This window comes from Microbacterium sp. JAI119 (assembly GCF_013410135.1).
Taxonomy (GTDB): Bacteria; Actinomycetota; Actinomycetes; order Actinomycetales; family Microbacteriaceae; genus Microbacterium; species Microbacterium oxydans.
Genome location: NZ_JACCCK010000002.1, coordinates 353,240 through 366,885 on the forward strand (window position 1 = coordinate 353,240; position 13,646 = coordinate 366,885).

Here is a 13,646-nt window from a genome sequence, read left to right on the forward strand (position 1 = left end):
ACCCTGCCGATAGAGCAGGGAGAGCACGGATGGCTCGCAATTTTCGGCCATGGATCGGCCATACCACCCACACACGGGGAGCCGGTTTCGTGTTCGATTCTGTGACCATGAACGCGCTGACGAGCGCGCTCGACGGCCTCGCGCAGCGCCAGCGCGCGATCTCCGACAACATCGCCAACATCAACACCCCGAACTATCACGCCAAGCGCGTGCAGTTCGAGCAGGCTCTCGCCCGGTCGATCGATGCGGGTGATGGACGGGTCGGGGCGACGGTCGGCACCTCGCTCGAGCCCACGCGCCTCAACGGCAACAACGTCAACCTCGATACCGAGACCCTTTCCAGCATCGACACGATGCTGCGCTACCAGTTCGCCACGCAGGCCGTGAACGGCTCGTTCACATCGATGCGCACCGCGATGAGGACCTCATGACCTTCGACGCGATCGGCATCGCCGGCACCGGCCTGACCGTGCACCGCAAGTGGCTCGACGCCATCAGCGACAACATCGCCAACATCAACACCGCCGCTCCCAGCAACGGTGCGGCATTCCGCGCACGGTACATCCTCGCCCAGACGAGCGACCAGTCCCCCGGCGTGTACGTCGCCGGCACCGCCCAGGGCAGTGCACAGGGACGTCTGGTGCACCAGCCCGACCACCCGCTCGCCGACGCAGACGGCTACGTGCGCTATCCGGACATCGACCTCGGCGACCAGATGAGCCAGCTGATCCTCGCGCAGCGCGGCTACCAGGCGAGCGCCGCCATCGTCGACCGCGCCCGCAACTCCTACGAATCCGCCCTGCAGATCGGACGCAGCTGATGGCCGCACTCCCCGGCATCGAAGCCATCTCCTCGAGTTTCACGCTCGCCCCTCCCGCCGTCGCCCCCGCGAAGGCCACCGACGACACGGCGTTCGCGAACAGTGTCACCGGCGCCATCGACGAGCTGCGCACGCTGCAGTCGGAGTCGGACAAGCTCAAGGTCGCCGCGGTGACCGGAGACCTCGATGACATCCACTCGGCGATGATCGCGTCGTCGAGGGCCGCCGTCACCCTCGAGCTCGTAGCCGCCGTGCGCAACAAGGGCGTCGACGCGTTCAACGAGATCATGCGGATGCAAGCCTGATGCCCCAGGCCGTCACCAACGTGTTCCAGCGGATCGGGCGCGTGATCGCGGGCTTCTCGCTCGCGCAGCGCACGATCGCGATCATCGGCGTCGCCGTGCTCGCCCTCGGGATCGTCGCGCTCTCCAGCTGGCTCACCCGCCCGACCTACACCCCACTGTTCTCCGGCATGAGCGCCTCCGACGCGAACGCCGTGGTCGAGCAGCTGCGCTCGTCGTCGGTGCCGTACGAACTGGCGGACGGCGGAGCGACGGTGCTCGTGCCCGAGAAGGACGTGTACGACCAGCGCCTGGCCGCAGCGTCCGCCGGTCTTCCCGGCGCGAGCTCCGGCGGGTACTCGCTGTTGGACAAGATGGGCGTCACGACGAGCGAGTTCCAGCAGTCGGTGACCTTCAAGCGCGCGATCGAGGGCGAGCTCGCCGCCACCATCTCCTCGATCAAGGGCGTGACGGCCGCGTCGGTGCAGCTCGCCATCCCCGAGGAGAGCGTGTTCGTCTCCGAGACCGTCGACCCCACGGCTTCCGTGTTCGTGGAGACCTCGGGCAACTCGACGCTCTCCCCGAAGCAGGTCGAGGCGATCGTGCATCTGACCTCGGCCGCGGTCAGCGGCATGAAGCCGGAGAACGTGGCCGTGGTGGATCAGAGCGGCCAGACCCTCTCGGCCGCCGGCGTCGGCACGACCGGCGGCATCGACCAGCAGGCCAGCGACTACGAAGCACGGGTGACCGCGAACGTGCAGCAGATGCTCGACACGGTCGTCGGCCCCGGCAACGCCAAGGTGACCGTGGTCGCCGAGATCGACCACTCCGTCAACGAGCGCGTCGAGGAGACCTACACGCCCGCCGAGGGCGCGCCCCCGTTGACAGAGCAGACCAGGACCGACACGCAGAACGGCTCGAGCTCGAACGCCGGCGTGCTGGGCCCCGACAACATCGCGGTCCCCTCGGCCGGGGGCGACGGCACCTCCGAGTCGACGGAGACCTCGAAGACCAACGCGGTCAACAAGAGCACGCAGAGCACCTCGACACCCGCCGGCTCGCTGCTGCGGCAGTCGGTGTCCGTGGCCGTCGACGCCGGTGCGGGCGGCGACCTGAGCACCGCGCAGCTGAGCGACCTCGTCGAGACCGCCGCAGGGATCGACACCGACCGCGGCGACTCGATCGCCGTCGAGCTCGTCGCCTTCAACCAGACCAGTTCCGAGGCGGCGCAGGCGGCACTCCAGGCGGCGAAGGACGCCGAGGGCGCCGAGCGCCAGGCCGCGCTGCTGAACACCGTCATCATCGCAGCCGCCATCGCCATCCCGCTGCTCGCCGGTCTCGCCGCACTCATCATGCGTGCGCGCCGACGCCGCGGGGCCGACACCGAGTTCGAGGAGCTCTTCGGCGCCCGTCCGCCTGCGCTCTCCGCCCTCGACGCGGGCGCGACCGCCGCGATCGATCAGGCGCCGACCACGCCGCTGGCGTTCCTCGAGACGACGCCGGACCCCGAGCCGGAGCCCGACCCCGAGCCCGCGCAGGTGAGCCTCGAGCGCCGGCGCGCGGAGATCGACTCCCTCACGCGGCAGGACCCGAAGCGCACAGCCGACCTGCTGCGGACCCTCATCGACGACAGGCAGCAGGTATGACCGGACTGACCGATCGGCAGACAGCGGCCGTCGTCCTGATGAACCTCGATCGCGCCCAGGCGATCGAGGTGATGAAGCATCTGTCCGAAGCGGAGGCCGAGGCCGTCGCAGCCGAGATCATCGACCTGCAGAACCTGGACGCGGCGACCACCGCTCAGGCGCTCGGCCAGTTCCACCGCATCGCGTCGGGCCACCTGCCACCCGCCCGCGGAGGGCGCGACATCGCAGCGGGACTCCTGGAGGCGACGTTCGGCGCCGAACGCGCGGCCGCCGTGCTGGGCAGAGTCGGATCGTCGTCGATGAACTCGTCCTTCGAGTTCCTCGGATCCGCAGACCCGGCTCAACTCGCGACGCTGCTCGACGGCGAACTTCCTCAGACCGTCGCCCTGGTGCTCGCCCATCTGCCCACGGACCGTGCTGCCGCCGTGCTCTCCACGCTCCCCGACCCCACACGCACGGACGTCGCCCACGCGATCGCGACGATGGGTACCGCATCTCAGGAGGCGATCGCGATCGTGGCGGACGCCCTCAAGGCGCGGACCGGCACCTTCGCGGCGCGCGACACTCCTGAGGTGCTCGGCGGCGTCGAGCCCCTCGTCGAGATCATCGCCCGTTCCGGCGCCACGGTGGAGAAGGCTCTGCTGGCGAGCATCGAGGACAGGGACAGCGCGTTGGCCGAGGACATCCGCTCGCGCATGTTCACGTTCGCCGACATCGTCAAGCTGGACGACCGCGACACCCAGCGCGTGCTGCGGGGCATGGACATCCGCTCGCTCGCACTGGCCCTCAAGGGCGCGCACCAGCCCATCGCCGACCTCATCCGTCGCAACGTCTCCGAGCGCAACAGGGAGAACCTCGACGAGGAGGCCCGCACGCTCGGCCCCGTGCGCGTCTCGCAGGTCGAGGAGGCCAGAGCGGAGATCGTGCGCACGATCCGCGCGCTCGAGGCCGCCGGCGACATCACCGTGCAACGCGCCGACGAGGACGAATATGTCTACTGAGGCCTTCGCACCGGTGCTGTTCCCGCGTCTCGACGGCCGCGAGGACGGCGAGCAATACGCGATCGCCCGCACGCGCGGCTACGCCGACGGGCATGCGGAGGGGTTCCGCGCCGGCCGCGCGGAGGCCGAGTCGGAGCAGCGCGCGGCGGACGAGGCGCGGGCAGCGAGCCAGGCGGCCGAGGCGCAGCGGATCGAGACCGCGGTCGCCGCGCTCCACGCCGCAGCGCGATCCCTGGGAGACCGGGAACGGGAGCTCACCGCCGCCGGTGAGGACCAGGTGCTGCGCTGCGCGATCGAGCTCGCGGAACTGATCCTGGTCTCGGAGCTCTCCGAGCCAGGGGCGGCCGCGGCCGCCGCCCTCCGACGCGCGATGACCGGCGCGGGCCCCGAAGCGATCCGCGAGGTGCGCCTGAACCCGGATGACCTCGCGACCCTGCAGACGTCCGCCGCGGAGCCGAGCGACATCGCCCTCGTCGCCGACGACGCACTCCACCGGGGAGATGCCGTCGCCACCCTGGCTCACGGCCACATCGACGCCAGGATCGGAAGCGCGCTCGAGCGCGCCCGTCGCGCCCTCACGGAGCACGCCCCGTGAGCGTCTGGGGCGCGGTGCGCGAGGCGGTTCGACCCGAGCGCATCGGCGAGGTCTCCCAGGTACGCGGCCTCAGCGTGCAGGTGCGTGGCCTCGACGGGGCCGTCGGCGACGTCGTGACGCTGGACGGTGTCGATGCCGAGGTCGTCGCGATCAGCGAGGGCGGACTGCGCTGCATGCCGCTCGCCCCTGTCGCCGGCCTCACGGTGGGAGCCCCTGTGCGCGCTCGCGGAGGAGCACTGCGGGTGCCGACAGGAGCAGCGCTCCTCGGACGCGTCCTCGACGGTCTGGGCCGCCCGATCGACGGGAAGGGTCCGCTGACCGGTGCTGTGCCGGTGAGCCTCGACCATGCTCCGCCCTCCATCATGGGCCGCGACCGGATCGACTCGCCCCTTCCGCTCGGCGTACGGACGCTCGACACACTCGTCAGCGTCGGACGCGGTCAGCGCGTCGGACTCTTCGCGGGTTCCGGTGTGGGGAAGTCGTCGCTGCTGTCGATGATCGCGCGGGGCACCGAAGCAGAGGTCACCGTGATCGCGCTGGTCGGCGAGCGCGGACGCGAGGTGCGCGAGTTCATCGAAGACGACCTCGGGCCGGAAGGACTCGCCCGCTCCGTCGTGGTGGTCTCGACCTCGGACCAACCTGCCATGGCCCGCATCCGCGCCGCGTACACCGCCACCAGGATCGCCGAGGCCTTCCGCGACGACGGCGCACACGCCATCCTCATGATGGACTCGCTCACGCGCGTCGCCATGGCGCAGCGCGAGATCGGGCTCTCGGCCGGGGAGCCTCCGGCCACCCGCGGATACCCGCCCTCCACGTTCTCCCTCCTCGCCGGTCTGCTCGAGCGGGCAGGCACGGACACGCGCGGTTCCATCACCGGCATCTACACGGTGCTCGTCGACGGCGACGACCACAACGAGCCGATCGCCGACACGGTGCGGTCGATCCTCGACGGCCATGTCGTGCTCGACCGGGCGCTCGCACTGTCAGGCCACCACCCCGCGATCGACGTGCTCGGATCGGTGTCGCGTGTCGCCGGCAAGGTCACGACGCCCGAGCGCCGGACGCACGCCGCGACGCTCCGCGCCGTGCTGGCCGCCCGCCGACGCGCCAACGACCTCATCGACATCGGTGCATATCAAGCCGGAGCGGATGCCCGCATCGACGCCGCGATCGCCCATGAGAAGGAGATCAGCGCGTTCCTCACGCAGCCCCTCGACGAGACCTGTGAGATCGAGGATTCCTGGCGTCGCCTGGACGACCTCGTGGCATCGTTCGGAGGAGTGTCATGAAGCGGTCGTTCTCGCTCGCCGGTCTGCTGCGGGTCAGGGAGATCCAGGAACGCGCAGCGGCCCAGCGCCTCTCGCGCGCCGTGATCGACGCGCAGCACACGGAGGCGCGCGATCGATCCCTCCGCGCGCACCTGTCCGGGGTCGGAAGCGAAGCCGTCGACGTCCGCTCCCTCGCCGCGCTCGCGGCAGCTCGCGTCGCCGGCCGGACCCTGCTGGTCGACCTGACGACCCTGTCCGAACTGCAGAAGCGGACGGTGGACGAGGCGAGGACAGAGCACGCCGAAGCGCGGAGGGCGATGCGCGGACTCGACCGGCTCGCCGAAGCGCACGCCCTCCGGATGCGGACCGCGGAGCTGCAGGCCGAGCAGACGGAGCTCGACGAGATCGGTTCGCGCACGAGCAGCACGACCACGGAGGACCACGCATGACGTCTCTCGGCATCGTCGACATGCTCACCCCGCGGATGAACCGTGCTGCGGGATCGCCCGCCGACGCCCGTCAGCCCACCCCCGGGGCCGCGGCCTTCGCCGATGTCATCATCGATGCCTCGCGTGCCACCGACGATCGGGCGGCTGACACGTCGGCGAGCGCGCCCGCCGACGACTCTTCCCCCGATCTCGCGACAGTTCACCCCGCGCCGTCCGACCCCACGGCCTCACCCGTGCCATCCGGTCCGGTTCCGCCCAGCGTCGCCCTGCCCACCCCCGTGCCGACCAGCCCGGCTCTGCCCGTGGAGGAGACCCTGCTCGGCGTCGGAGCTCCGACGGGGACACCGCCGACGGCTCACGCCCCGGGAGGCGCCGCGTCGACGGGTGCGTCCGGCGGCACTGCCGTGGGCGAAGGGGCAGCGGGCGTGATCGAGATCGGGTCGCCACCGTCCCCGGTGGGATCGGTCGCCGCCGCCTCAGGTCTCGCGACCGGCGGTGCATTGCCATCGCCGCCGCTCAGCGGACCGGCGGCCTTGAGGATGTCGGCGGATGCGACGAGGGTGGCTGCTCCGGAGACGGATGCGCTCAGCTCGACCTCGACCTGGACCTCGACCTCGACCTCGGCTTCGACATCGACTTCCAGCGGGGGGAACGCCGGCACTGCCGCGTCAGCGCTCTCGACCACCGCGGCCCTCCCCGCCGGCGGGAGCACCGCAGCAGATGCCCGCGGAGCAGCGGGCGCGGAGGATCAGACGATCGTCCCGTCGGATCCGGTGTCGGAGTCCACGGCCCCGGTCGCGCCGACCGGCCCGTCGGCGACCCCGGCGCATTCGGTCCCCCATGCCACCGGCGACGCGTCCACCGCGACTCCGGCGATCGGGGGCACGACCCCCGCGACGCCCGTGTCCACTGCGGCGGCTCCGAGCGTCGTCGCGACGGCCCGTCCCGCGCTGTTCACCCAGATCGCGACCCCCATCGTCTCGCTCGCGCAGGCACCGGACGGCGACCACAGCCTCACGCTCACCGTGTCGCCCGAGAACCTCGGTCCCGTGACGGTGCGCGCCCACATCTCCGGGGGCGCGATCCACATCGAGCTGCACGCGCCGAACGACCTCGGCAGGGAGGCGCTGCGCGCGATCCTCGTCGACCTCCGTCGCGACCTCGTCGCCGCGGCACCCCATGCGTCCCTCCTGCTGTCGAGCTCGGACGACGGACCCGCCGCTTCGAACCCGCAGAGCTCCGGCGGCGGTACAGCCGGTGGGTCTTCGCACACCGCGGGGGCGGACCAGGGTCGGGCGGGACCGGGAACACCGAACGGCCGTGACGGGACGACCGGAACCGCAGTGCCGGGAGGCTCACCTTCCGCGGATCACCCTTTATCCGTCGATCCGACTTCCCCGCTGACTTCGCCGCACGGCGGCATCGACATCTTCGCCTGATCCGAGAGGAACCCACGACCATGGTCGAACCGATCTCCGGCACCATCCCGCCCTCGGGAGTGCAGACCGGCAGCACCACACCCGCGTCCGAGCGCAAGAAGACGCTCGACTCCGAGGTCTTCCTTAAGCTCCTGGTGACGCAGCTGACCAACCAGGACCCCAGCTCGCCCATGAACACCAACGAGATGATCTCGCAGACCACGCAGTTGGCCTCCATGGAGCAGCTGACCGCCCTCACGGCGACCTCGACCGAGAGCTTCGCCCTCAGCATGCGTCAGACCGCTGCGGCATTGATCGGCCACGAGGCGCAGTACGTCGATGAGAAGGGTGTCACCCAGAAGGGCATCGTCACATCGGTGTCCTATGCCGGCGCCGTGCCGCTGGTCACCATCGGCGAGGCCTCCATCCCCCTCGACGCCGTCTCCGGCGTCTCCGTCGCTCCCCGTCCGCAGTCCTGACCAGTCCATCCAGAAAGGCATCACCATGCTCCGCTCTCTGTTCGCCGGAATCTCGGGTCTGCGTTCCCACCAGACCATGCTCGACGTCACGGGCAACAACATCGCCAACGTCAACACGACCGGCTTCAAGGCCTCGGCCGTGCAGTTCCAGGACTCGCTCTCCCAGCTCGTGCGCAACTCGATGATGCCGCAGCAGGCCGCCGGCGGTCAGAACCCCGCCCAGGTCGGCCTCGGCGTGCAGGTGGCCGGCATCAGCACCAACTTCGCCTCCGGGGCACCGCAGCCCACGGGCGTGCCGACCAACCTCATGATCGCCGGAGACGGATTCTTCGTCGTGCGCTCGGGCGGCGAGACCCTCTACACCCGCAACGGTGGATTCTCGTTCGACGCGAGCGGCAAGCTGGTCTCGGCAGACGGTGCCCTTGTCCAGGGCTGGACGGCGCAGAACGGCGTCATCGTCCCCGGTCAGGGCATCGGCGACATCCGACTTCCGGTCGGCGCGCTCAGCCCCGCCGCGGCGACCACCACGGCCCGTGTCACGGGGAACCTGCCCTCGGGTGCCGCCGTGGGCGAGCAGCTGGTGCGCGACATCAAGACCTACGACGCCGAGGGTACGGCGACCTCGCTGCGCCTCACCTTCACCCGCACGGCCACCGGCTGGAACGTCACCGAACCGGGCGGCACGAACACCGCTCTCACGTTCACGGACGGCAAGCAGGGCGCAGCTTCGTCCATCGTCTCCGGTGGTGTCACGGTGGACCTCTCAGCGGTCACCGGTTTCGCGGATGTCAGCGACGTCGCGATCAAGGAGCAGAACGGCAAGCCGGCCGGCACCCTGAGCTCGTACGCGCTGATGAACGACGGCAGCCTGGTCGGCACGTTCAGCAACGGCGACACCGAGGTACTCGCCCGCGTCGCGCTGGCCGGATTCGTCAACCCCGGCGGACTCGAGAAGGCGGGCTCCTCGCAGTACCGGCCGAGCGGGAACTCCGGAGAGCCGACGCTCGGTCAGGCGGGCTCCGACGGTCTCGGCGGCATCATCAGCGGCGCTCTCGAGATGTCCAACGTCGACCTGTCGCAGGAGTTCACCAACCTGATCGTCGCGCAGCGCGGCTTCCAGGCCAACGCCCGCATCATCACCACGAGCGACGAGGTGCTGCAGGAGCTGACGAACCTCAAGCGCTGAGCCGTCGGGGAGCCGCGGCGGCCTGCATGCTCACGAGCGCGCCGCGGCTCCCCCGACGTCAGACGAGCTCGCTCACCAACTGTTCGATGCGCGCGCGGATGTCGTCGCGGATGGGGCGGACAGCGTCGATGCCCTGGCCTGCCGGGTCGTCGAGCTTCCAGTCCTCGTAGCGCTTGCCCGGGAAGAACGGGCAGGCGTCGCCGCATCCCATCGTGATGACGACGTCAGATGCCTGCACGGCTTCGGTCGTGAGCACCTTGGGCTGCTCGGAGGTGATGTCTATGCCGAGCTCGCTCATAGCTTCGACCGCGATCGGGTTGATCTGGTCGGCGGGCATGGAACCGGCAGAGCGGACGTCGATGCGGTCCCCTGCGATGTCGCGGAGGAAACCGGCCGCCATCTGGGAGCGTCCGGCGTTGTGCACGCAGACGAAGAGGACCGAGGGCTTGGTGGTCGTGTCAGTCATGGTTGCTCCAGGTGAGAGGTCTTGTCAGTTGAGGAGTTCGTCGACGAGCGCACGCACGCGTTCGGCGATGTCGTCGCGGATGGCTTCGACGCCTTCGCGCGACGCGAGGGCAGGATCTCCGACCGCCCAGTCGTCATAGCGGACGCCGGGGATGATGGGGCAGACATCACCGCACCCCATGGTGATGACGACGTCGGCTGCACGCACGGCGTCATCAGTGAGCGGCTTCGGGAAGCGCTCTGCAGCCTGGTCGCCTTCGATCTCTGCGAGAAGCGAGCGGACGTGCGGGTGGACGACGTCGGCGGGGGCGGAACCCGCAGAGCGTGCAACGACCTTTCCGGCAGCCAGCTGGTTCACGAGAGCGGCAGCGAGCTGTGAGCGCCCCGCGTTGGCGACGCAGACGAAGAGCACCTGGGGTGCTGCAGCCTCGCGGTCGCGGGTCAGGTCCGCGAGCCGTTGACGGGCGAAGCGCTCAGTCAGCGGAACGAGTGCTGAGGTGACGCGTGCGGTGCGTGCGAGCGCGGTGTAGGACTCGCGGACGGTGGTGAGGACGACGTCTGCTTCGAGTTCGGGAACTTCCGCTGCGAGCTCCTCGGCGAGACGGGTCACCCGTGCGTCGAAGTCCGGTCGCAGTGGACCGTCGTCGTCTATGCTTCCGGGTGCGACAGAGGCGGGGGCGAAGGAGTCCAGCAATGCGGTGACGGCCCCGCGCCTGGTCGGGTTGATGCGGTACCAGACCCAGGTTCCGCGTCGTTCGGAGGTGAGGACATCGACGTCCTTGAGCACCTTGAGGTGATGGGAGACCGTCGGCTGCGAGACATCGGCGAGCTCGGCGAGGTCGCACACGCAGGACTCGCCGCGCGGGTCGGAGGCGATGGCCGACAGCATCCGCAGGCGCAGCGGGTCCGACAGCGCCTTCAGGGTGGCCGCCACTGAGGAGGCTGCTTCCAGACCGATGGCATGGGTGGCGACGGGACTGCAGGTGTCAGTGTCGGTCGCAGCGGTGACGTTCATGACGGCATCCTTTCAGCGGTGTACGGGTCGGTGTGGAACCAGCGGCGGGCCGCCCAGAGGGAGACGTACACGAGCCCGACGAGAACCGGGACCTCGATCAGCGGGCCGACGACGCCGGCGAGGGCCTGCCCGGACGTCGCTCCGAACGTGCCGATGGCGACGGCGATGGCGAGCTCGAAGTTGTTGCCGGCCGCGGTGAATGCCAGGGTCGAAGAGCGGGCGTAACCGAGTCCGAGTGTCTTCCCGGTGAACAGGCCGATGAACCACATGACCGCGAAGTAGGCGAGCAGGGGAAGCGCGATCCGGGCGACGTCCCACGGGCGGCTGGTGACCTGTTCCCCCTGGAGGGCGAACAGCAGCACGATGGTGAACAGCAGCCCGTAGAGGGCCCAGGGACCGATCTTCGGCAGGAAGCGGTCTTCGTACCAGTCGCGCCCCTTCGCACGCTCTCCGATGAGGCGGGAGGCGAAGCCGGCGATGAGGGGGATGCCGAGGAAGATCAGCACGTTCAGTGCGATCTGCCAGACCGAGATCTCCAGCCCCTGCGAGTCCAGCCCCAGCCAGCCGGGGAGCACGGTGAGGTAGAACCAGCCGAGCAGCGAGAACGCGACGACCTGGAAGACCGAGTTGATGGCGACAAGGACTGCGGCCGCTTCGCGATCACCGCAGGCGAGATCGTTCCAGATGACGACCATGGCGATGCAGCGCGCGAGCCCGACGATGATGAGTCCTGTGCGGTACTCGGGCAGATCGGGCAGGAACGCCCAGGCGAGGACGAACATCAGCGCAGGGCCGACGATCCAGTTGAGCACCAGCGACGAGATGAGCAGCTTCTTGTCACCCGTGACGGCGGCGACCTTGTCGTAGCGGACCTTCGCGAGGACCGGGTACATCATCACGAGCAGGCCGAGCGCGATGGGAACGGAGATCCCACCGAGCTTGAGGCCGGCCAGGAGATCGGAGACGCCCGGGATGAAGCGGCCGACGAGGATACCCCCGACCATGGCCAGGCCGATCCACAGCGGCAACCACCGATCCAAGGTGGACAGACGCCGAGCGGCCGGGGCTGTGGTGGGCACGGTTGCGGTGCACCCCGCAGGGCCGGACCCGATGATTCCAAGCTCAGCTTCTTGTATCGGCATACGTCTATATTGACATTCATAAATATAGAACGCAATCGCTGCTCGGGGAGTTCATCTGCCGGGCACCCTGGCAACCTGATTCGTCGGTTGGACATGGAAGGGCGGGCCTCCTCTGAGGAGCCCCGCCCTTCCGCCACCGGAAATCAGCCGACAGTGACGGGCCGCGCGCCGATCCGGATAGCCGAGGGAGCCGCACAGCAGCTGCCCGCGTCGTCGTCGAAGTCGCCGGATCCCCCGCACACGCCGGTATCGGGGAGGACGAGCTCGCTGCGCCCTGCGGCCTCATGATCTCCCACGAGGTGCGCGGCGACACTTCGCACCTGCTCGAAGCCGGTCAACGCGAGGAAGGTCGGCGCCCGGCCGTAGGACTTCGCGCCGATGATGAAGAACCCCTGCTCCGGCTGCGCGAGCTCTCGCGCTCCCGTGGCACCCACGGATCCGCAGGAGTGGATGTTCGGGTCGATCTCGGACGCGATGCCAGCGACCGCCTCGAGCGCGGGATCGAGATCGATCCGGAGCTCTCGCAGCATCTCAGTGTCCGGCCGAAAGCCCGTGAGTGCGAACACGCGACCGACACCTTCCACCTCGCGCCCGTCTTCGGCGACCACGGTCAGCCCGTCAGCGGTCTGCCGGAACGCGGCGACCCGGAATCCGGTCACCAGCTCCACGACACCCGCGTCGACCATCTTGCGCGCGCGCGAGCCGAGCGCGGCCCGTTCGGGAAGCTCATCTCCGGCGCCGCCTCCGAAGACGTTCGTTGCCGCCCCCCTACGGAGAATCCAGGTGACGCGGGTGCCAGGGGCCCGTCGTGCCAGCTCGCTCAATCTCAGGACGGCGTGCGCGGCAGAGTGCCCCGCTCCCACGACGACGACGTGCGAGCCCGCGAGCTCTGACACATCAGCCGGGATGCGGTACGAGATCAGATCCGATGCTGCGGCCTCCCCGAGGGCGGGATATCCATCCGCTCCCGCCGGATTCGGAAGAGCCCAAGTGCCGCTCGCGTCGATGACAGCGCGAGCGAGAACTCGCGACTCCTGTCCGTCCGCACTGACCGTATGCACGACGAAGGACTGGCCCCTGCGACCGCCCTCGACGACTTTGTCACGGCCGTGACGAGCGACTCCGGTGACGGTCGTCGCGTAGTGGACCCGCTCACCCAAGGCATTCGCCAGAGGCGCCAGGTAGCCGTCCACCCAGTCGGCACCGGTCGGATATCCCGACACCGGTGCAGCCCAGCCGGTCGTCTCAAGAAGACGACGTGCTGCAGCGTCCACGAGCTCCGGCCAGGCCGAGAACAGGCGCACGTGTCCCCACTCGGAAACCGCAGCAGCAGGCCCCTCACCACGCTCGATCACCATCACGTTCTCGTCGCGTTCGACGAGATGCGCCGCGGCGGCGAGGCCCTGCGGACCCGCTCCGACGATGACGACAGGTAGCTCAGACATGACATCTCCTCACATTGACAAAGTTCAATATGAAGACTGTCGCTCACCTATCGAAGATTGTCAATACGTGGCAGACTAGACCCGTGAGCGTGTCAACGACAATCGAAGCGACATCCTGCTGCGTTCCGCCAATAGCACCCTCGATGACCGTCGAGGATGCGGAACGCGTTGCCCGGGTCTTCAAAGCGCTTGGCGACCCCACGCGCGTCCGACTGTTGTCGCTCATCGCCGCCGGAGCTGGCGGAGAAGCGTGCATCTGCGACCTGACCGAGCCTGTGGGACTCTCGCAGGGCACGGTGTCCCACCACATGAAACTGCTCGCGGAAGCGGGACTGGTCACGCGAGAACAGCGCGGCAAGTGGGCGTACTTCGCTCTGAACGTCGACGCGATGGATGCGGCTGCCGCTGCTCTCCACGCGGTCTGAGCACCTCG

The 13,646-nt window shown here is 69.3% G+C and carries 16 protein-coding genes; 12 read left to right on the forward strand and 4 right to left on the reverse strand.

All coding sequences use genetic code 11. The annotated features are described in order from the left end of the window. Positions 1-89: 89 nt before the first annotated feature. The 11 genes from HDC31_RS12485 to HDC31_RS12535 are packed head-to-tail and all read left to right on the forward strand — an operon-like array spanning position 90 to position 9,146. Positions 90-431 carry a flagellar basal body protein gene (locus HDC31_RS12485; protein ID WP_046747398.1) on the forward strand — a complete coding sequence of 114 codons (342 nt, stop codon included), beginning with the start codon at positions 90-92 and terminating at the stop codon, positions 429-431. Next, on the forward strand, positions 428-820 hold the full coding sequence (locus tag HDC31_RS12490) for a flagellar basal body rod protein FlgC (protein WP_021198933.1): 393 nt from the start codon (positions 428-430) through the stop codon (positions 818-820). Before HDC31_RS12485 ends, HDC31_RS12490 begins: the two co-directional genes overlap by 4 nt. Then, positions 820-1,125, forward strand: coding sequence for a flagellar hook-basal body complex protein FliE (fliE, locus tag HDC31_RS12495; RefSeq protein ID WP_046747397.1), 306 nt, complete (start codon positions 820-822; stop codon positions 1,123-1,125). Before HDC31_RS12490 ends, fliE begins: the two co-directional genes overlap by 1 nt. Then, complete coding sequence (gene fliF, locus HDC31_RS12500; protein WP_058632716.1) at positions 1,125-2,747, forward strand: flagellar basal-body MS-ring/collar protein FliF; 1,623 nt, start codon at positions 1,125-1,127, stop codon at positions 2,745-2,747. Before fliE ends, fliF begins: the two co-directional genes overlap by 1 nt. After that, on the forward strand, positions 2,744-3,748 hold the full coding sequence (gene fliG, locus HDC31_RS12505) for a flagellar motor switch protein FliG (RefSeq protein ID WP_046747395.1): 1,005 nt from the start codon (positions 2,744-2,746) through the stop codon (positions 3,746-3,748). Before fliF ends, fliG begins: the two co-directional genes overlap by 4 nt. Then, entirely contained in the window at positions 3,738-4,343 is a 606-nt protein-coding gene (locus HDC31_RS12510; RefSeq protein WP_179516163.1) for a FliH/SctL family protein, read from the forward strand. Before fliG ends, HDC31_RS12510 begins: the two co-directional genes overlap by 11 nt. Further along, entirely contained in the window at positions 4,340-5,635 is a 1,296-nt protein-coding gene (locus HDC31_RS12515; protein ID WP_179516164.1) for a FliI/YscN family ATPase, read from the forward strand. The genes HDC31_RS12510 and HDC31_RS12515 overlap by 4 nt, the downstream gene beginning before the upstream one ends. Next, positions 5,632-6,063 (forward strand): hypothetical protein, encoded by a 432-nt coding sequence (locus HDC31_RS12520; protein ID WP_179516165.1) that lies wholly within the window; start codon positions 5,632-5,634, stop codon positions 6,061-6,063. The genes HDC31_RS12515 and HDC31_RS12520 overlap by 4 nt, the downstream gene beginning before the upstream one ends. Next, positions 6,060-7,502, forward strand: a complete 1,443-nt coding sequence (locus HDC31_RS12525; protein ID WP_179516166.1) for a flagellar hook-length control protein FliK — start codon at positions 6,060-6,062, stop codon at positions 7,500-7,502. Before HDC31_RS12520 ends, HDC31_RS12525 begins: the two co-directional genes overlap by 4 nt. A gap of 20 nt (positions 7,503-7,522) precedes the next feature. Beyond that, a complete protein-coding gene (locus HDC31_RS12530; protein ID WP_046747390.1) occupies positions 7,523-7,960 on the forward strand; it encodes a flagellar hook assembly protein FlgD in 438 nt (145 codons plus the stop codon). Between the two features lie 25 nt (positions 7,961-7,985). Then, positions 7,986-9,146: a flagellar hook protein FlgE gene (locus HDC31_RS12535; RefSeq protein ID WP_046747389.1), complete on the forward strand. Its 1,161-nt coding sequence runs from the start codon at positions 7,986-7,988 to the stop codon at positions 9,144-9,146. A gap of 58 nt (positions 9,147-9,204) precedes the next feature. Here HDC31_RS12535 and HDC31_RS12540 read toward each other — a convergent pair whose 3' ends face one another. The 4 genes from HDC31_RS12540 to HDC31_RS12555 all read right to left on the reverse strand — a co-directional run bounded on the left by HDC31_RS12540 (position 9,205) and on the right by HDC31_RS12555 (position 13,213). After that, positions 9,205-9,612, reverse strand: a complete 408-nt coding sequence (locus tag HDC31_RS12540) for an arsenate reductase ArsC (RefSeq protein ID WP_046747388.1) — start codon at positions 9,610-9,612, stop codon at positions 9,205-9,207. Positions 9,613-9,636: 24 nt separating this feature from the next. Next, positions 9,637-10,626 (reverse strand): metalloregulator ArsR/SmtB family transcription factor, encoded by a 990-nt coding sequence (locus tag HDC31_RS12545; protein ID WP_113680335.1) that lies wholly within the window; start codon positions 10,624-10,626, stop codon positions 9,637-9,639. Continuing rightward, positions 10,623-11,768 (reverse strand): ACR3 family arsenite efflux transporter, encoded by a 1,146-nt coding sequence (gene arsB, locus HDC31_RS12550; RefSeq protein WP_257022155.1) that lies wholly within the window; start codon positions 11,766-11,768, stop codon positions 10,623-10,625. Before arsB ends, HDC31_RS12545 begins: the two co-directional genes overlap by 4 nt. A gap of 143 nt (positions 11,769-11,911) precedes the next feature. Next, positions 11,912-13,213, reverse strand: a complete 1,302-nt coding sequence (locus HDC31_RS12555; RefSeq protein WP_113680337.1) for an NAD(P)-binding domain-containing protein — start codon at positions 13,211-13,213, stop codon at positions 11,912-11,914. A gap of 143 nt (positions 13,214-13,356) precedes the next feature. On the opposite strand from HDC31_RS12555, the gene HDC31_RS12560 reads away from it, so the two are divergent. Beyond that, positions 13,357-13,638, forward strand: a complete 282-nt coding sequence (locus tag HDC31_RS12560; protein WP_046747384.1) for a helix-turn-helix transcriptional regulator — start codon at positions 13,357-13,359, stop codon at positions 13,636-13,638. The last annotated feature ends 8 nt before the right edge of the window (positions 13,639-13,646 follow it).